Source organism: Paenalicyclobacillus ferrooxydans (genome assembly GCF_001399675.1).
Lineage (GTDB): Bacteria > Bacillota > Bacilli > Alicyclobacillales > Alicyclobacillaceae > Alicyclobacillus_B > Alicyclobacillus_B ferrooxydans.
On record NZ_LJCO01000008.1, the window covers coordinates 94,516 to 112,782 of the forward strand.

Here is an 18,267-nt window from a genome sequence, read left to right on the forward strand (position 1 = left end):
ATTTACCGATTTTTGTCATACAGCACACCAATGAATAAGGAGAGTGGATTCAATGACTCGAAATAGCGTTCTTTCGGCACTTTCAGGAGTTTTAGCAGTCGGAGCAGTGTTGGCATCGTTGCCAGTCGCTGCGGATGCTGCAACAGGTGGTAGTTACATCTACTACAACACGGAGATTTACGCCAACGGACAACAAATCTCACAGCCTAAGCATATTGCTACTCGCGATTGGTTTGGTGGCCCGAATGGTGCTGTGACGAGTTTCTTGCCTTTTTACTACACCGACCAAGCACTGGCGGACATGGGCATCAAAACGACTTGGAACGGCACAAACGGAATCCTCAATCTGCAAGTCCCGGCAGGCACTACGGTTAATTACCCAACCAACGTGACTCCCGTTGCAATCACACCAAACACGATGGCAATCCAAATTAACGGGCGGGCTGTGACATTCGCGCCGCGCATCGCCTATTTCGACGCTGGAACCAATATTACGACGAGCTTTATCCCTGTTTACTATTTGCAAAAGGCTTTGTCTTACGCTGGCATCACTGCTAACTGGAATGGGGCTGACTGGACTATGGTATCCCAGTCCCAAACGTCCAATGGAACGGGTGGAGCAACCAAGTTACAAGCGGCATTGGACTTTGCTCAAGCATTGGGGATCAAGACCGCTCCAAGCGGGCAGAATCCTTATTCGGACGTGAGTTCGGCAGATTCAAGCGTGATCAGCAAACTGAGTAGTGATTTCCATTACGCCGTCCCGGATTCGTTTGGAGAAACTATCGACACTGGTTCGTCCTTGTTTCAGCCGGATAGCAGCAGTAAGTTTGGCGCAAACGATCCGATCACCACACAGCAGATCGATTACGCATACATGGTCTACAGCGGTATTAAGCCTTCGCAAATGCAAAACTTACCGGGTGGTGCGACCGGGATGGCGAACCTGATTGGGTTGAACAAGGGACTGCCGAGCAGCGGGGTCTTATCATCAGCGGACTTGCAGACGATGACAAAGAACCTCGAAACACTGCAAAAAGGCTACACAGACCTTGGTTCTGGAAAGTACCAGCTTGTGTATTGCCCCACTCCGGAGATTGCAAGCGGTTTTAACGGCGGAATATCTCAATCCAAGTGGCAGTCAGATGTTTCCCAAATAGTCAAAGAGTACGACGCATCTACCGTCACTGTTGGAAATGGAGTAGTGATTACTTCAATTCCGGGGCTAAATGATGCTGGTTACAACACCACATCAGGTAACTTTCCTGTAATTGACGGCAACGGTGGGGCATCAATTACGAGTAGCGAGTACAGCTTGGACGGCGGAAAGTTGTGGCAAACGGCACAAAGTGCCTACGGGTACTCAAGCCTAGACCCGGCCAACGGGGGCACCTCAAATCCACCGTCAGAAGTGCTCTTGCGTAACTCGCAGGGTAGTAGCGTTGAGTACGGATACCTCTTCAATGGTAGTTGGTACACGTTTGCGTCTGAAATTGCCACCGGAACGGCGACTGGTGGGCTTTTAATTCAGTAAAATTCAACAATCAAAAGCGGTCACTTCGCTTATGCGGGGTGGCCGCTTTTGTCGTACAGAACCGGGATTCGTGAAGAAGATTACTCGGAAAGGAAGTGATACCTGTGCGTGGACAACATCGCAAACAAAACGGGTTTGTGGCAATAGCACACTCTAAACCTGCTATGTATGCACTTGTCGTTCTGGTTCTAGGCGGTGGGGCGTTGTACTTGTCGAAAACCTCCTATGCTGCGAATACTCCCGGAACAGGCGTATATGTAGGCACACCCGGCACCTATGATTCAAGTGGAGTGATACAAGGCGGTTCGACATTGGCTCTTCAACCCAACTCCGCCCAACCACAGGGGTATTTGCAAAGCGCAAACAATGCGCTGTTTTCTTTCGCAAAGGACTATGTAGTGATAAACAACAACGGAAATCTGATTGACACAAACCTACTTCATTTGGATGAAACCCAACGTGGCGGGGTCAAAATCAGTTCCGACAACGGCTATCTTTACACCTCTGAGTCAAGTTCAAACGGATCGGAGGACGAAATCACAGACTGGGGCACGGAATTAAACGCGAATGCGTCCTACCTGCAAAACCTTTATCAATCTGGCCAATTGGAACAAGCTGTGTATATGGTCAAAGGGACGAATCAAGGTGAACGACTGGTCGATCTTTCCGACCTAGTGCAAGAATCCGGCGCGGCTTTTGAGGATGGAAACTACATTAAGTACGGCAAGGACTACGGCTATCACTACATCATGGCAACGCAGCCGCCGCAGGCACAGTTGGTCATCCCTAAAACCACGGTCAATCCCGGAGGAACCTTGAAGTGGTACGACGAGGCTGCATTGCAGTCGTATAACGAGACGGGGTTCCACCTTGAATATGTACAAGTCAAGGACTCAAATGGTCAAGATGTGACCAGCCAGTGGGAACAAGGAATGAACGGTGGTGGCACTGTTGGTGGCACTGAAAATCTTGTAGGGAACCCCGGATATGCGACAACTCATCAGCAGGCTCCATACAGCGGCGGGCCGCAGATGACCGCTGTAATGGGTGGAGGAACAACGAGTACCACCCTAAAACCAACATGGGAGACGTGGGCTGATTCTACGAACATCGGTAGTTCCCAATCTAGCCCGCAATTTATTGACAACCCTTGGGCAAGCGTCAGGCCGAATCAGGTCAAAGTTCCATCCGATGCGTCTGGCAAGTACACCATGACCCTTTTCGTGAGCGATTGGTATGGCCGTGTGGCGCAGGCATCAGCGACTTTCACTGTCAGTGGAACTCCGCAAGGGGGAGGGAATCCTTCACCGCCTCCACCGCCACCTCCGGGAAACAGTGGCTTATGCCCCGCTCCATATGATTCATCCGAGGCTTGGAGCAGCGACGGAAATGGCGCAGAAACGCTCTCATGGGTCTACAACGTGCCAACACCGCAATATCGCAACACCAAAAACGGGCCAGTGTTCGTCGGTTGTAAAGACATTACAACGCCTATGAGCCACACGTACAACTGGACTTTGAATCAGGGTCAAATCACCGGATTGAGTTATGATCCAGGGACACCTAGCCTTATGTATCTTCCAACGTCAAACGCTGAGTCATGGGCGGTTCAAGCCAATGGCAAATCGTTTTGGAAATCCCTGCTATCGAGTCACGGTTGGGATGGATTCGAGAATTCTAGCCCTACAGCCTCACAGGTTTCCGGCACTTACACTATAAACGGAGTAGGCGGTTATCACACCTACGGCCCCGGTGAAGGTTCGAAGCCTTGGGCGTGGTCGAGACCGGGAGCAGGGTTCGGTTGGAGAATGCGTTGGACGGGTTCGCCGCACAGTTTACCCACCAGCGGTACGGTAACTTTCACAATGCGAAACCCTGACGGGACGACTCGCACTTGGAAAGAAAAGCTGATAGTCAATTCGGATACCCTCATCACCCAAGGCTCGTCGCTCATCGGCCTTAATGAGCCACCGCCGCCCGCGTCAGAGTATATCAGTGCTTGGACGCAGGTTCCCAAACACACGACGAGCGGAGTCCAACCAGAACTCGCAGCGTGGAGCGTGAGTGGAAATACCGCTACGGCATTCAACGAGGGAGCGCACATCTCTGCGACCATCACCATCGTTACACAACACGCCGGGAACATTACTCAAACTGAGGACAACATAATCGCGCTCTACAGTTTTCCAGCGTGGTTTTTCAACCAAATCAAGAGTACCACCGTCGCAGGTCAGACATACTCCAACCAGTAAAGAGTGCAAAGAGCGTTCGGCAATCGCCGGACGCTTAATTTTTTGCACGGAAAACCGCGTGGGAGCCGTTTTTGTCATACAGCAGAGGTTCATGTAAAGGGAGGTTTTTTGATGATGACAAAACGACTAATCGCATTGAGTGTAATTGCAGTCAGTGCGGTTTTTGGGCTAGCGGGTTGCGCAACAACAACTCAAACACCTGTAACAGCGACACAACCTCAAACAAAAACCGCACACATCACATCCACTGGTCACGCGGTCAACCTCAACGTGCGAACCGGGACGCGGGACAATGGCATCGCACAAGTGACGATGCTCGGCTCCAACAGCGAGTATCAGTATGCTGTGCCCGTGTCCGATGGAAGCATCCATGCAACACTCACTATTCCGTGGGATGGCAAGACAAACATCGGGGTCATTGAAGGCTCCAAGATGGTCGCTAACAGTGGTGTAACGGTGTCGGGCCAAGCCCTGTCAGAACAACAACTAGACCTACTGCCATCGTATCTCATGGACTCCAATATTCAGACCGTAGCCCAACAAGCCCATACCATCGCATCCAGTGTAACTACGCAAGGTATGAAGCGGAATCAGGCTCTCGCATCTGCGTCGATGCAGTGGGTTAGGCAGCACATCCGCACTGCAAACCAAGGCCAAACCGCACGGGCCGATCAGACGCTCCAAAGTAGAAGTGCCAATCAAGCCTCTCGGACAGCGTTGGCAGTCGCGCTTCTTCGGGCGAACAACATCCCGGCGAAAGCAGTGCAAAAGCAAGAGAACCAAGACGGACTGTACGGAACCAGCTACTCGGTGTCTGCGTGGATTAGCGGTAAATGGACAAACATCGGAACCCCCTAACCGGGGGTTTTTCACTCTGACAGGAGGTACAAAGTATGTCAACTACCGTTCCTACCAACACAGTGTTCGCAGGGCACACATCATCATTCCCCAGTGGGCCTCCGGGGTGGAACAGCCCAGACCCATCAGCGTATGCGTGGACACTACCTGACACGTCACATTGGTACAACGTTGCGCAAAACATCTCCCAAGGTGTGTTTTCGTTCGTTGCGAACACACTCTTGGAACTGATCGCGTGGATTTTGCACATTGCGATCTACGTTTGCTCTTACTTCTCCGATCCGTCGAACATTACGGACAAGGCGGTTAAAGCGACAGCGGGCATTTTCCGAAATGCTTATCAAGACATTTTTGTGAAGTTTTTGCCAGTGCTGATCATGTTTTTTGTCGCGTATTTAGCGTGGAAGTACGTGGTGGCGCATCACGCAAAAATGATACAAGGAATTGCCAGTGTGCTACTTGCAACCGGGCTTATCGCATTCTTCTGTTTCGACTTTGGGCCTGCGTTTGACACCGTTGACTCCTTTGGGCAGTTGGTAACGAATACTGCTGCTTCGGCAGTCGCGTCTACCGCTGGAACGAATGTTGGATCGGAATACGACACACTGTGGCAGAACTACGTTTTGTTCCCGTGGGAATATGGTCAGTTTGGTGGATTCTCGGGAACCTATTCAGATTTCAACGTGAGTAGTGCTGTCTGTAGCGATCCTAGTGTGAGTTGCTCTTTCACAAATGATGCAGGGCAAAAAGTGAGCATATCGGGTGGTAACTGGGTCAACTTGTTCTTAGCAAACACATCTTCGGGCGCAAGAACATCTCTCGAAAATGCCCTGACACAAGCTGCCCAAGACGGTCACAGTCCATTCACGGGTGCGTCTTTATCTGCCCAAGATGTAACCAACGCAAACCCATACGGGATGATTCCGTTTTTGGTCATCGAATTGCTCTTAATTCTCGTCCCTGTGTTTTTCTTGATTTACGTCGGGTTCCAGTTATTCGTGCGTGAGTTACTGTTCATCGTCACGATCATGATGGGGATAGTAACCATCCCGATGGCGTTCGTTCCTGAAATTGGATGGCGAATCACGTTTAACTGGTTACGCGAAGCAGTTGGTCATCAAGTGGAACGGCTTGGTAACGCAATTTACGCGGCGTTGCTGTTCTTGGTCGCATCGCTTATCACTCAGAGTGTTACCCACAGCGAGTTCGGCATGATGGAAGCATTTCTCGTCGATGCGATTTTGTTCGCGGCGGCTTTGATTTATCGCCAGAAAGTGTTCAGTATCGCAGTCAATCCGCTTTCCGATTCTGTACGCGGAGTAGATCAGCACCAACGCATGACAATGGATGAGTATGTTGCACAGCAACAAGAAAGGGAACAGCGCGAAGGTCGGCACGGTTCACAAGGTGCAGGCAGAAGTCACAAGCTCGGCAAGCTGGCAGAACATTTTGCAGCGTCGGAGCTGCATCACGAGGAACATCATGTCAGTGCGGCATCGACACGGCAGATTGGTGATGCACTGCACGTGCCGAAAGAGGACGAACAAAAGCCGGTAGGCCAGTCCAAGCAACCGCACAAGTTCGCACGCCACCTTGCAAACCTTGGACAAGCTGCCAAACAGCGCGTAGAACAACACTTGCAAGATGCCATGAGTCCCGGTCGCCCACGGACTCCGGAAGAACGCATCCGGGAGCGAGAACAGCGTGTAAGAGGGATTGAAGCCAAGCTACACGGGCACAGCGTTAAGGCGTTGCGCCGCACTATAACTTCCCTCCCCAAACTTGCGAGTGGTTTCAATAACCCATCCGACGACGATCCACCACCGTCAGCACCACCGGGCGGCGGGCCAGTGGCAGACAGTGGCGACAAGCTAAGAAAGATGATGGTCACATCGGATGGTAGCGGTTCGCAAGGAGTTATCTTTGACGGCGATGGTAATAAGATCGCGTATGATCCACCTTCGATTGCACGTCCACGCCGCGACGAAGCTGAAATCAACGCGCCGAGCCTGTCGGAAGGGTTCAACGTGCCACAAGTGCAAGATGTGAGCAGCCTAACGGAACAGCCAAGCCAACCAATCGGTGGAGCACTGCCAGAAGGAGTGGCCGAAGCCGAGCAAGCCGTTCAGTCTACTCTCGCAACTGGTTTCACGCCGGAACCGCAGTCCGAACCCGAACCAGCATCCAACCAGGCCCAGTTGTCGGCTGAGAATCCCGTGTCATACAAGGGCGAGAACGGAGAGAGTTCTAGGGCATCTACAAGGCCCGTAAAGCCTTTGACTCCCGAAAATGGAACAGTTGGTCAATCACCACCGCAAAACGCGCCAGCACCGCATTCTGTGGTGGTCAGCCACATGTCAGAGCGTCCACCAACGCCCACACAAACAAGGCCACTCCCTGCGAACGTGACGCGGTTGCAAGATGAGCGCGAACATCGTCAAGAGGTCGAAGGCAGGCAGCGCGAACAGCGGTCGCAGCGTGTGAGACAAGCGCAAGGGCGGCGAAGAGCGGTCAGAATGAACGAACGTAGTCCACGCCCGCCGCGTCCGTAAATTGTCGTGCGGGAGCCGGGAAGATGTAAGGATGGTGAGTGGTAGTGACAAAAAGACGGATGAGTAAGACTGAAAAATGGATGGTCGCCCTGACTGAGTTGTCAGGGCGTTACGGTGTGGCTTTGGTTGAGGTTTATGACGGAGCGCGGATTGTGGACGGCAAAAGCGGCAAGGAGCTTGGAAGTTCCCTTGCTTATGTTTGCGGCCTTTACACGGCACATAAACCGCGTATAGGCAAAACAAAGCAAAGTGAACCCTCACAGAATGCGCGGAATATTCAAGGATTTGTGCAGGAGCTATGCGAACTTTCAAACGCCCTTGAAGTGCGACTTGAGTTGAGGTCAAGTCCGATGGTGTTGATAGATACTACGACAATGCAACCCGTGGGACGGTTACAGAAATCTGCGGAAGGATATACCGTTGTGGAACCGCAACCAGCGTAACAACACGTGCCGATCTCAGTTGTCCGGGGTCGGCTTTACGCATAGCAAAAAAATGTCATACTGTTTCGGAAAGCGTGGAGGCGATGAAGCATGGATAAAATCGTGTTCACCCGAGCGTATCCGCTCTTTGGTGACTACGCGCCGCGAAACTCGCTTGATCAGTCGATGTATGTACTATTGGAATTGCCGGACGGTCAATGGTTGGCCTATCTAGGGTGCGACTTCGTTGGGCCATCACCGTTACAGGAAGTCTGGGCGGAGGTGTTGGTTGAGCTTGAACGGGTTTCACCGCTCCTTTATCGAGCAGCGGGTCAGTGGCCGTCAGAGCCGATTATCTTCCCGGACGATGCCATCGACATGCTGTGGCAGGATTCGGACGGCCAGATTATGTGCTTGTGTGAGTACGATGGCATGTACATGATCGCAGGGATGGAGTTTCCAACACGCGAAGAAGCCGTTGGGTTTGCGGTTGCTCATCTCTTGCCAGAAGAGATTTTTGCGGTCAGTGAAGTACTTGCCGATGAGTATCCGCAAGTTGCAAGTGCGCTGATTGACCCTTGGCACGATTAGTTTACATTGCGTTGATCTCGCATGATGGGGATCGGCGCACTATTTTGCCTGTATAGGGTCATTTTGACCCCACATAATGGGTATTCCGGAATGTTATCCAAATTGAGCTTTATAACATCGCTGGATTCAGCCTCATTTTCGTCTCTATGCCGTTTTTCTTACGAAGTCGATAGATTGGTCGTCCAGTCATGTTGAGGGGCATATACGGGCGATTAGGGGCTAAAGTTGTTTTCGACTTTAGTACATAGGGGTATTTTTCCTCCATAATGCCACCTTTCTAACACTGCCATACACGCTCTGAATCGGTGAAGGGAGAGTGATGGCAGCATGATAGCCAAGCTCAGTTCACCGATTTATCTCCGTTATGAACCAAAATCGGCAAACGGAAAACCAATCGTATATGAAGTCACAACGGTTGATGGCCTCGATGAAGTTGCAAGGGTCGTTAATCAGCAAACGGGCCAAGTCCACTTTATCGACCAGCAAGAGTTTTTGCACTGCGAGGACGCAGAGCGGATCACCGATGACTGTACTGGCATTGTCGGCGCAGTATATGCCCCGGACAGCGTGTTTTACGTCTTCGTCGGATAGCACTTGAAAGCTCAAAAACAGCCTCAACCCTTATGGCACAAGGGTTGAGGCTGTTTTTGTTTTCCTACTACGGGAAACCGCACCCGCTTGCCTTACTCTCCCACGGCCACTCATTCTACGGCCTCTAAACGCTTGAAAGAGAGATTTGACATGCAGATCAGTATAAGTGTCGCGAACCTGCTTCAAGACGCAAGAGAAGCCGAATATGAGCGTCTGGTGACTTGTTAGGAGGCGAAGCATAGATCGTCGCGTATCGGCTATCGGAGTGAATAGCGCACGTAATATAGACTTTTCAACATGCGATGATCTTTGCATTTTGGTGTTGTGAATTTCCAATTCGTGATTTTCCGTAGCCTCTTGACACTTGTTATGGTCACAAAAGGGGCGTTTTTGTGTAGGTTTGGGTCACAAAAGGGGCGATCATGGTCACAGAAACGCGATTCTTGGTCACAAATGAGGCGTAGGGTGTCACGTAGATTTGGAAATGGTAATTGCTAAAATCCTTGTTGCAGTAGGATATATATATAATATTGATGGAAAATATCTATAATCTTATATAGTATGTGACCACCTTTTTGCAATAGTGTCTATGATCATGCGGGGGATTTTTTTCTTGTTCCATTCCTGTCTTCCATATCCCTTTCCATTTCCATTTCGGATGACTCACTGATCTTAATATAAGCAGAATGTTTATACACACCCCCCGAAAAAGTTGGTCACTGAAGGCCGAAAAACCACGGTTTTTTCCAGTAAAACGACGAGGCATTCTACTCGCTCAATAAATCATTGGCAAATCTGCAAGACACAACGTCTCGTTTACGTGACCAAAGGCGATGGATTTTTGCCCGAAAACGGGTACTTTTGTGACACGCTGAGTCATGTTTTATGACCGTAATCAGATGATAGAAAGAGGTCAAAATGACTTCTATATAACTTTTTGGTTCATCAGTTTCAAATATGTTGCTATTCGTGTTCCTAAAAAGGAATGTACAATTTCCAGCGTGTGTTATATTTTTATTCACATTTCGCTTGTATAACAAAAATAATAATTACTGAAATGACATATAAACATTATATTTAAGTTCGTTTTTTTGTATATGCTTTTGTTGTAAGAACTATTATGTAATTTATGTATTGACCGTCCCAAAGCCAAGAGTTAAAATATAGTTATCACATATGGCTTGTTTACAAATTTATATGAACTTAAAAGTAATTTCGACTCAGGAGGCATGTTGAACATGGCAATGACTGTCCAGCAGTATGTCCAAGGTTTGCTTGATGAACACGGCGTAAAAGCTAATGCCGTTGCAGCAAAGGCAGAGATGAGTGCCAGCTACTTTTACCGTGTGTTGGGCAGCGACGAAAATATCTCGCCTAAGTTCCTACGTAAAATTGCGCCGCATGTACCGGGAGCGAGTGTTCACCGCATGATGGTGTTGGCCGGGTATTTGCCAGACGACGAAGGTGGTGAGAACGAGTCTCTGGAGGATTTGCGAGTGCGGGTCTACGATCTAAAGGATAAGTTGGAAGCTGCGCTCGAAAAGTATGTTGGATTATTGGGGGTCAGCGAGGAACCAGACTTTCTCGAAGCTACGGCTCCCAAAAAGGCACTTGAGCTTCTACTTAGAAGCGTTGAAACAGGAAAGGCTTTCAGGCAATTTGGGTTCGTAGAGCGGGAAGCATCAAAGGAACTCGTACGGGCTATAGCTTGGCTCAAAGAAGGACAGGGTAAACTTTTCAAACCGCTTGTTGAAGAATTGACTGGCGTGAAGGAAAGTGATGAACAAATGAAAACCCCACCAACGGCGTGACACTGTGGCGGGGTTTGTCTACTGCATGAATAAATCAAAGAGTCATAATGACCCTATAATGGAAGTAAATTGTAATTTATTAAAAACAGTGATATAGTTACTAGCGGAACGCCCCACGGAGCGGCGTTACAAGACTGGGATGAATGGGGAGACGGGACGGATGGAACGAAACGTAGCGATTTTGACGGATGACATCTGCGACGAGATTATCAGTGGAGTGTACGATTCGCAGGAATACCAAGCGGCTAGCAGTTACTTGGAATCGGAAATTATAAAACTTCTCGGCGAAGATGAGTTAAAATGGGCAAAACACAACGATGCTTATATGATGCTTGAAAATAGCGTAGTGCGTAAAGCCGTTGAGATCGGCTACGCCCTTGGCAAGGCAGACAAGCAGTCAATAGAGGTTGTTGCCACTGCTCTGTAATTTGCAATACAAAACCCCGCACGTGGTTCGGTGAGCCGTGTGCGGGGTTTTTATGTCATCACTAAACGAAAAAAGAGCCGATGGCAGTCGGCTCTCTCTTGTACACCAAGGAGGCAAATCCTTAATGCTATCAACAAAAAACATTATATCATAGTGTAGGCATATGTGTACTGCATCGGCGGCGAAGCAGCCCAAAGCGGTTCTGTGGCAGGGGTAAGCTGATACCATTCCTCGTCGTCCAGTGTAACTGGCTCCACATGATAGTCCATTACTCCATTACATGCCAAAAACGCGGCTGTACTCGGGAGTTCGTAGCGACGGACGAGAACAGCTTGTGTCACGCTATGTGCAAATAGTGTTAGTTGTGTAATGAGGTTGCCGTCCACAATGTGTCACACTTCCTTCTTGAAAATTAGAAAGACCGCCAGAACGATTCTGACGGCCTTTCGTATTGATCAGTTCAGGCACGACTTGATTTCGCTGCTTGGTACAAAACGTACAGTGCGATATGCCTTTGCCTGCATCACTTCGCCCGTATGAGGATGGCGGCAACGTCGGGCGGCATGGTCGCTGATGGCAAAGCTGCCAAAACCCCTGATGGACACCTTGTCTCCGTGTGTGACCGCGTTGGTTACTGCGTCCTGCAAGGATGTGAGCATTTTTGCAGCAACTCCTTTCGAAACCCCCGAACCTACTGCGATGGACTTGATCAACTCTGTTTTATTCATCATGTCATTCCTCCCCTTCTTCATCCATCCAGAGAAGGTATGACAAAACGCGGGTGGTGGGGCGTTACAGATTAAGCGTCAAATACACGCGATCCATCTCATCCTGCGATGCTCCAATGTACCGCAAAGTATGAGAGGGGCTGCTATGGTTCAGGAGTTGCATAATCAACGCTAAGTCCTTGCCGTCGCGGTAAGCATGGTAGCCAAACGTCTTTCGCATTGTGTGGGTTCCGATCTTGTCCTTGATGCCGACTGCTCTGGCTGCACCGTTAAGTATTTCCCATGCCCGCGCCCTTTTTAACGCGCCGCCTTTTCGACTCGCGAATAGCGGTTCATCGTCGGTTGCATCAGGGCGAGTTGCGAGGAATTCCGCTATCGCCTTCGTAACACTGACACCAACTGCAAAACTTTTGCGTTTGCCAGTCTTTTGCTCTGTGACGACCATGCGCTCCCTAATGCGACCTCTCGAATCGGTCACGTCACCGACTGTCAGGTTCAACAGGTCGGATACTCTCAAACCACTGTTGATGCCGAGAACAAACAACGCATGATCTCGCAAGCTGGTTCCACGCAGGTACTTTTTCATGGCTTCAAGTTGTTTCCGATCTCGGATCGGTTCGACAAATTCCATGACCTCATCGCTCCCTTCATAAAGAGCCATAAGGTATGACAAAGAGGCATTTTGTTTGGTTCACGGTTGACCAACTACAACCGTCCGTCTCTCAAACGCCTTAAAACCCACACCCTGTGCGACTCTCAGCCTGATTCGGTGAGCAAACACAAAATCCATTGTGTCTGGTCGATTGACATGGCTAATTCGTTTAAATGCGAAATATTTAGCCTCACGCACAGGACAAGCATCCATTCGGTTTACAGTGGTGAGCCATACGATGCGATTACGTGCTTGGCCAGCACGTCAAAGAAGTGTCTCGCGAACACTAAACCAGTTGAAAGGGATGTTTGTGGATGAGTTCTGCACCTCCGAGTGGATACAGTTGGACGAATCAGCGTACCATTTCAAATGGTGACCAAGGCGGAGACGTACTCGGTGCCCAATCAGTCTTGCACTTCATGGGATTTCTAACGGGAACTGTTTCGGTAATTGACGGTGCATTCGGGCCGAACACAGAGTCCGCAGTGAAGGCGTATCAATCTGCGTATGGATTGTCCGTTGATGGCATTGTTGGCCCGAATACTTGGAGCAGCCTTCAACAATGGCTTGCGCAAGACGGTACTTCATCGCCGTACTACGAGTACAACGTAAATTATGAGTCAGGATCGTCACATTGGTTTGCGTACCAAACCAGCACAGGGTACTGGTGTGTGAAGTATCCTTCTGAGGGTGATGCTTACTACTGGATGGAAAATGGGTTCTATCAAAACATCCTGTTTTAAGCCCCGCAACAACAAGTTCTATTTGGCAAACCCCGACACGTCAGTTGACTGTCGGGGTTTGCTATTCGATCAAAATTGAACAAGTGTAACCCAGATTAGAAAAATCACGTCCAATACATAGACACATACCGGGAGTGTTGATTTTGGAGTTGATAGAAGAGTGGTATAAGCAGTACGGCTTGGAGGTCTTTAACTATCTGGCGTATAGAATGGCTACACGTGATGTTGATGACCTTGTTCAAGAAACCTTCATCAAGGCGTTTCACGGAGTAAATCGCTTCAAAGGTGATTCATCACCCAAAACATGGTTAATATCCATTGCACGCAATGTCGCGACAGATTTTCATAGGAAGAGAAGACGTTTTGTATCTGATGAACAGTTTTCTGATTTAGTTTCGCCGGATTTGCCCATTGAGCGGTTGATCGATGTAATGGACGCGAGACACGCGATAAACAAAGCCGTTCAGAATCTAAAGCCAAACTATCAAGAAGTTGTCATTCTACGAGGGATTTTGGAACTTTCCATTGTCGAAACTGCTCAAACGTTGGGATGGACTGAATCCAAGGTGAAAGTGACTTGGCATAGGGCACTGAAAGAACTACGAAAACACCTTGAAACTGGAGGAATGGAGCATGTTTCCGTCAGATGAGCGATTCGGGAATTCTGAACTAATTGAGCACCTTAAAAGTCTGAAACTCGATAAAATGAACTCGACTACAGATGAGTTGGTATTGTCTGCACTTCGTGGTCAGAGAATCAAAATTCATAAAAGCATACGAACGTCTCGATGGTTCGGCGGTGCAGTGGCTAGTGTAGCAGGGTTGTGTATTGCAGCGGGAGCGGTGTTTGTGGTACAGGGGCGACTTCCGGGACATCAGGGTTCAACTACAGGTGCAGGTGGACAACAGACCTCAGCCACCTTACGGCCTTCAAGTGTAACGCATCAAAGTCTTTCCGGGGCAATCCCCACGACGACGTACACTTATACAGGTTCGGAAGCATTTCAGGCAATAAAGTCACTTGTAAGTTTCAAAGTGAAAGAGCCAGCAGTTCCAAAGGGATTTCCTATGTATCGGTTGCAGGTGGTAAACACAGTACCAGATTCGGGTGGTCAGGCATCGCAACAGAGTGTTTCGTTTGTGAGCTTAACGGTGCCCGGCAAAACAAATCAACTTGACAGCCAAAATCCCGAAGCCGTACTTAGGACGCACGAATGGCAACAGTATGCCGTGTCTGAGTATTCCTCGAACATGATTGACAGTACACACTATACGTCGGTTCCGTACCTTAAAACCGTTCCTTATGAAGGAATTCAGGTCAAGGTCTACTCAAATAAGAATCACTACACGAGCACATATTTATTTGCATTTGATGGACACTTAACTTCAGTCAACTTTAGTGCTGCGAACGCGACACTAGGACGCAACCCCCTCACCGACGAGAACGCTTGGAAGATTATCGACTCGTTGATTAAAGGAGACTCGTATCTGAATTAAAAATGGATTGTCAAAAGACCATCGAGCGTTGGACGCTTGATGGTCTTTACTCTCCTGTTTGTATGCTGTTAGTAGGGTATGATCCCCTCATAATTTCTTCAATAGTAGAAATTATTCAGATGTCACTTGAAGGAATTTCGTCTCACCTCTCGAATAATCAACGAGAAGAGACATATCAGACGTTTTCTCAGTCAGGGAGGACGCTCCGGGATAGGGTACAGTGTGTCAGCCTCTTCGTCATGTTGGCGGAGGGGCTTTGTGATGTTTTCAGGAGGGGGCGATCCAATGAATCCAAGCATCCTGCGAGGATTCTGCCACCGTTCACGGGAGTGGTCACGTGCCAAGCGCGGCATGGAACTGTTCGAGATGGCCGCTACGGATTTACGTGAGTTTGCCGACGCCGACTCAGGATTTTTTGTTTACAGAAAGAGGGTGCTGACATACGGCGTAACGTCGCAAACTCCGACTGTCTACGCATCATGGGGTGTATTTGCAAACGACGAAGAACGATTACAAGCTGATGTTGACCACGCATTGAGTCAGATGGAATTGCTACATCCGCATATGGAGCGGTGGATGCTAACAGAAGATATGCCGTCAGACTTGCAAGAGGCGTGGAAAGGGTATGGGTTACTCGAAGTTGGCATTTGGCCCCTTGTGTCGCGGGAGCGGATGATAGGGGCGATTGTCGTGGGCCGAACAAAACCCGTGTCAGGGCGGCTCACAATAGAGACAGGAACCGCTCTAATGGATTCGTGCGCGGCGCAGATTTCCCTTGCACTGGACTTAATTTTGACAGGAAGGATTGCGGAGGAAGCGAGTCAGCGTGACCTTTTGACAGGATTGCTCAATCGTCGTGGCTTGGAAGTGCGGCTCCCACAGCTAGTGGAGGAGTGCAATGATTTTGGAACACATCTGGTTCTAGGTCTAATCGACATGGACGAACTGAAACAGATTAACGACACACATGGCCATCCTATGGGAGATCAGGCACTCCGACAGGTGGCAGACATCATCTCTCGCAACGTCAGCACGGGTGACATTGTAGCGAGGTTTGGCGGTGATGAATTTGCAGTCGTCCTGCAATCCGATTGGCCAGACGCAATATCGGCGATGGAGAGAATCCGTCAAGCACTACAAGAAAGCGGCCTCTCCGTTAGCGTCGGCGGTGCGGTATGGGGCATTGATGGTGATTCGTTGGAACAATGCTATGTGGTCGCCGATGAACGGTTGTACGAATGTAGACAACTTGCAAAGGCTGATGCAGCTATCTAGCATTGTTCCATTAAACTAGATAAACTGGAGATATATTGCAATGGGTGGCGGTGATTTGATGAGTTTGACAGATGAGTTGAGAGTATATTGCATCCAATGTGGGCAGTTACGCGAAAAGACAGACCTGCATCGAGTCTTTCAAACCGGTTTTTATCAGATCAACGGAGTGAACTACCATATGGCTACATGCAGCAAATCATGCAATTTACATAAAATGGTCAGGGGGGCAACCGTCTAACCCTCGCAAAGCCGAGTAGTTTTCGTGCCCTAAGGCAGATGGAACTATGGTGCTGAATATCGCGCTCGGTTTCATTCTGCCTTGGATTTTTGGTGTCTTTCTCTACCGCAAACATCCTCTAATTGTCCTCGCCGTGGCACCGTTTGCCTCCGTTGTATCATTCGTGATTAACGCTGTTGGATTCGGTTTGGAATTGTGGAATCTGGCCCCATACACGCGCATAGAGACGCTTTCAGCGTTGCCACTCGACATTGGATTGTACCCTGTCTTAGGTTGTTGGTGCATTGTGTTGATACGGCGATTCGGACGGTCGCTGTCTATGGTACTGGTTTTCTCAATAGGTACAACACTGCTCGAAGGCTTTGCCGTTTTTATTGGGCACGCAAGCTACGGGAACGGCTGGAACCTCGCGTGGACGTTCATTTCGTACTTGGTTGCATATGTGGTCGTGTATAAGTTTTACACGCTCATTCGGCATGTTTTGACGGCAGGTTGGTCAAAATACGAGGCGTCGACTCGGTTCGACAGATGATCGAACTCAAAGCTGATACGATAAGTCAATGCCAAGCAAATACGGAGTAAATGGGGTAAGGTTTTGGGGGATTTATCACCAAGAGAGTATGTTTTGATGCGCCTAAAAGAAGCGAAACTACCAATAGATGTGGTCGAAAAGATTTTGAAGCAGCTTGAATTCGATGAACTATCAGAGGAAGAACGGGAGGAAATTTTGAATAATGAAGGCTGACTACGACTTGCAGACAATGGAAATGGAACCCCTGAACGTCCTTACGACCACATCTACTTTAAGGACGTTCGGAGTACAAGAGTGACTGACCCCTGATAAGGTTTACTTGGGAAAGTACCAGTGATCAGGGATATTCCAAGGGATGATTCCCTTGTTTTTGTTGAACCCCCTTCTGATAGGGCATCTTTCCAACGGGATATGCCTTTCTCCCGCAGCTACACCACATAGACGGATATGGAAATTCAGAAGCATGTTCCTTGCCGCACTCACAGACGTAGCGGGTTGCAGGTATCACTTTAAGAACCGTGGTCACGCTACTGTCGATTGGTTCGGCCCGTTCGGGAGTCCACGTTGGCGGCATCAATTGGACGCCGTTCTCGTGGAAGGGAAACTGAACAATGATGCAACCGTTCCCCGTTTCACACTTGCGCCGCTTTCCGTAATGTTTGATCACGTTGTGAGGGGATGAGGACTCGACGTAATAGACGAAATCCATGCTTCGACCGTCCTGAGGGTGCCCCACAATCCTGTACCATCTGAAAGGTTGTTGTTTGCCCACTCACATCCCTCCCACGCCATTGCGTGTTTCGAAAATTCTTCCATCAAGTATGTGTGGACAATTTTAACATATCCACAAGTCGATTGGGATAACCTTACATCATTGTGGGGGGGTTTTTCGTGTTTCGAAAGAGAACGCTATTCTGGGGTGTTGGTGTCCTGTCTTGTGTCATCCTATTTGCGACATTGGGTTTTGTGAATGCAAAACCTGCTCAAGCGGGACAAAAGGTCCTGTACCTGACCTTCGACGATGGGCCAAGCGCAGTGTACACACCTCAAATTCTGTATGTGCTGCGTCGTGAGCACGTTCATGCCACCTTCTTTGTTCTAGGGCATAGGTGTCGTGAATTACCCGCCATTACTCGCAGAATCATGCGAGAGGGGCACGAGATCGGGAATCATGGATATGACCATAGAGATTTGGCGCACGCTCCGGAGTCCGTGATCAAATCTGAAATCAGGATGGCTGATTCCGCCATTGTTGCAGTTACGGGCCAAAAGCCCTTGTACTATCGCCCAACCTATGGAGGTATTGACCGCCGTGAAATTCCGGTTATTACAAAAATGGGGCATCCAGTCGTGTTCTGGACGGTCGATTCGTTGGATTGGAAAGCGAAATCGGTGGCTACCATTGTTCAAAACGTCGAGCGAAATGCCGGGCCGGGGTCAATCGTCCTTTTTCACGATGGAATTAGCCAAAGCCGTCTAACGGCCCAAGCGTTGCCCACGATCATTCATTATTACAAGGCGAAGGGTTATGTTTTTCGTGTTCTATGATTCGGGCCGACCGATG

At 49.2% G+C, this 18,267-nt stretch carries 20 protein-coding genes; 16 read left to right on the top strand and 4 right to left on the bottom strand.

The features are described from left to right. Positions 1 to 52 precede the first annotated feature (52 nt). The 9 genes from AN477_RS00565 (at position 53) to AN477_RS00605 (ending at position 11,038) form a co-directional block, all read left to right on the top strand. Positions 53 to 1,534 (top strand): hypothetical protein, encoded by a 1,482-nt coding sequence (locus AN477_RS00565; protein ID WP_054967241.1) that lies wholly within the window; start codon positions 53 to 55, stop codon positions 1,532 to 1,534. A 104-nt stretch (positions 1,535 to 1,638) separates the two neighbouring features. Then, positions 1,639 to 3,786, top strand: coding sequence for a hypothetical protein (locus AN477_RS00570; protein WP_054967242.1), 2,148 nt, complete (start codon positions 1,639 to 1,641; stop codon positions 3,784 to 3,786). A gap of 111 nt (positions 3,787 to 3,897) precedes the next feature. Further along, a complete protein-coding gene (locus AN477_RS00575) occupies positions 3,898 to 4,644 on the top strand; it encodes a transglutaminase domain-containing protein (protein WP_054967243.1) in 747 nt (248 codons plus the stop codon). A 35-nt stretch (positions 4,645 to 4,679) separates the two neighbouring features. After that, positions 4,680 to 7,196: an ICP22 family protein gene (locus AN477_RS00580; RefSeq protein WP_054967244.1), complete on the top strand. Its 2,517-nt coding sequence runs from the start codon at positions 4,680 to 4,682 to the stop codon at positions 7,194 to 7,196. A 44-nt stretch (positions 7,197 to 7,240) separates the two neighbouring features. Continuing rightward, the gene (locus AN477_RS00585; RefSeq protein WP_054967245.1) at positions 7,241 to 7,639 is read left to right on the top strand and encodes a hypothetical protein; all 399 of its coding nucleotides are present in this window, start codon (positions 7,241 to 7,243) and stop codon (positions 7,637 to 7,639) included. 90 nt (positions 7,640 to 7,729) lie between these two features. Then, entirely contained in the window at positions 7,730 to 8,209 is a 480-nt protein-coding gene (locus AN477_RS00590) for a hypothetical protein (protein ID WP_054967246.1), read from the top strand. A gap of 327 nt (positions 8,210 to 8,536) precedes the next feature. Further along, the gene (locus AN477_RS00595; protein ID WP_054967247.1) at positions 8,537 to 8,800 is read left to right on the top strand and encodes a hypothetical protein; all 264 of its coding nucleotides are present in this window, start codon (positions 8,537 to 8,539) and stop codon (positions 8,798 to 8,800) included. 1,238 nt (positions 8,801 to 10,038) lie between these two features. Continuing rightward, positions 10,039 to 10,611, top strand: coding sequence for a hypothetical protein (locus tag AN477_RS00600; RefSeq protein WP_054967248.1), 573 nt, complete (start codon positions 10,039 to 10,041; stop codon positions 10,609 to 10,611). A gap of 160 nt (positions 10,612 to 10,771) precedes the next feature. After that, positions 10,772 to 11,038: a hypothetical protein gene (locus tag AN477_RS00605; protein ID WP_054967249.1), complete on the top strand. Its 267-nt coding sequence runs from the start codon at positions 10,772 to 10,774 to the stop codon at positions 11,036 to 11,038. 143 nt (positions 11,039 to 11,181) lie between these two features. On the opposite strand, the gene AN477_RS00610 is transcribed toward AN477_RS00605, so the two are convergent. The 3 genes from AN477_RS00610 to AN477_RS00620 form a co-directional block, all read right to left on the bottom strand. Continuing rightward, positions 11,182 to 11,424, bottom strand: coding sequence for a hypothetical protein (locus AN477_RS00610; protein WP_054967250.1), 243 nt, complete (start codon positions 11,422 to 11,424; stop codon positions 11,182 to 11,184). Between the two features lie 69 nt (positions 11,425 to 11,493). Further along, a complete protein-coding gene (locus tag AN477_RS00615) occupies positions 11,494 to 11,769 on the bottom strand; it encodes an HU family DNA-binding protein (RefSeq protein WP_169787821.1) in 276 nt (91 codons plus the stop codon). A 61-nt stretch (positions 11,770 to 11,830) separates the two neighbouring features. Then, complete coding sequence (locus tag AN477_RS00620) at positions 11,831 to 12,397, bottom strand: site-specific integrase (protein ID WP_054967251.1); 567 nt, start codon at positions 12,395 to 12,397, stop codon at positions 11,831 to 11,833. A 335-nt stretch (positions 12,398 to 12,732) separates the two neighbouring features. Between AN477_RS00620 and AN477_RS00625 the strand changes: the two genes are divergently transcribed. The 6 genes from AN477_RS00625 to AN477_RS24100 all read left to right on the top strand — a co-directional run bounded on the left by AN477_RS00625 (position 12,733) and on the right by AN477_RS24100 (position 16,916). Beyond that, positions 12,733 to 13,161: a peptidoglycan-binding domain-containing protein gene (locus tag AN477_RS00625; protein ID WP_054967252.1), complete on the top strand. Its 429-nt coding sequence runs from the start codon at positions 12,733 to 12,735 to the stop codon at positions 13,159 to 13,161. A 143-nt stretch (positions 13,162 to 13,304) separates the two neighbouring features. Continuing rightward, positions 13,305 to 13,811, top strand: coding sequence for an RNA polymerase sigma factor (locus AN477_RS00630; RefSeq protein ID WP_054967253.1), 507 nt, complete (start codon positions 13,305 to 13,307; stop codon positions 13,809 to 13,811). Then, positions 13,795 to 14,658, top strand: coding sequence for a hypothetical protein (locus tag AN477_RS00635; RefSeq protein WP_054967254.1), 864 nt, complete (start codon positions 13,795 to 13,797; stop codon positions 14,656 to 14,658). The genes AN477_RS00630 and AN477_RS00635 overlap by 17 nt, the downstream gene beginning before the upstream one ends. Positions 14,659 to 14,943: 285 nt before the next feature. Next, positions 14,944 to 15,933, top strand: a complete 990-nt coding sequence (locus AN477_RS00640; RefSeq protein ID WP_054967255.1) for a GGDEF domain-containing protein — start codon at positions 14,944 to 14,946, stop codon at positions 15,931 to 15,933. Between the two features lie 284 nt (positions 15,934 to 16,217). After that, a complete protein-coding gene (locus tag AN477_RS00645; RefSeq protein WP_169787822.1) occupies positions 16,218 to 16,703 on the top strand; it encodes a CBO0543 family protein in 486 nt (161 codons plus the stop codon). 63 nt (positions 16,704 to 16,766) lie between these two features. Next, on the top strand, positions 16,767 to 16,916 hold the full coding sequence (locus AN477_RS24100; RefSeq protein ID WP_157061737.1) for a hypothetical protein: 150 nt from the start codon (positions 16,767 to 16,769) through the stop codon (positions 16,914 to 16,916). Positions 16,917 to 17,040: 124 nt separating this feature from the next. Here AN477_RS24100 and AN477_RS00650 read toward each other — a convergent pair whose 3' ends face one another. Then, entirely contained in the window at positions 17,041 to 17,475 is a 435-nt protein-coding gene (locus tag AN477_RS00650; RefSeq protein ID WP_054967257.1) for a hypothetical protein, read from the bottom strand. A gap of 119 nt (positions 17,476 to 17,594) precedes the next feature. On the opposite strand from AN477_RS00650, the gene AN477_RS00655 reads away from it, so the two are divergent. Further along, the gene (locus AN477_RS00655) at positions 17,595 to 18,251 is read left to right on the top strand and encodes a polysaccharide deacetylase family protein (RefSeq protein WP_054967258.1); all 657 of its coding nucleotides are present in this window, start codon (positions 17,595 to 17,597) and stop codon (positions 18,249 to 18,251) included. Positions 18,252 to 18,267: the final 16 nt, after the last annotated feature.

Coding starts and splice junctions, on each gene's coding strand:
- AN477_RS00645 (WP_169787822.1), top strand. CDS start 16,218: ATGGTGCTGAATATCGCGCTCGGTTTCATTCTGCCTTGGATTTTTGGT.
- AN477_RS00620 (WP_054967251.1), bottom strand. CDS start 12,397: ATGGAATTTGTCGAACCGATCCGAGATCGGAAACAACTTGAAGCCATG.
- AN477_RS00565 (WP_054967241.1), top strand. CDS start 53: ATGACTCGAAATAGCGTTCTTTCGGCACTTTCAGGAGTTTTAGCAGTC.
- AN477_RS00595 (WP_054967247.1), top strand. CDS start 8,537: ATGATAGCCAAGCTCAGTTCACCGATTTATCTCCGTTATGAACCAAAA.
- AN477_RS00605 (WP_054967249.1), top strand. CDS start 10,772: ATGGAACGAAACGTAGCGATTTTGACGGATGACATCTGCGACGAGATT.
- AN477_RS00635 (WP_054967254.1), top strand. CDS start 13,795: ATGTTTCCGTCAGATGAGCGATTCGGGAATTCTGAACTAATTGAGCAC.
- AN477_RS00615 (WP_169787821.1), bottom strand. CDS start 11,769: ATGATGAATAAAACAGAGTTGATCAAGTCCATCGCAGTAGGTTCGGGG.
- AN477_RS00575 (WP_054967243.1), top strand. CDS start 3,898: ATGATGACAAAACGACTAATCGCATTGAGTGTAATTGCAGTCAGTGCG.
- AN477_RS00590 (WP_054967246.1), top strand. CDS start 7,730: ATGGATAAAATCGTGTTCACCCGAGCGTATCCGCTCTTTGGTGACTAC.
- AN477_RS00600 (WP_054967248.1), top strand. CDS start 10,039: ATGGCAATGACTGTCCAGCAGTATGTCCAAGGTTTGCTTGATGAACAC.
- AN477_RS00640 (WP_054967255.1), top strand. CDS start 14,944: ATGAATCCAAGCATCCTGCGAGGATTCTGCCACCGTTCACGGGAGTGG.
- AN477_RS00625 (WP_054967252.1), top strand. CDS start 12,733: ATGAGTTCTGCACCTCCGAGTGGATACAGTTGGACGAATCAGCGTACC.
- AN477_RS00580 (WP_054967244.1), top strand. CDS start 4,680: ATGTCAACTACCGTTCCTACCAACACAGTGTTCGCAGGGCACACATCA.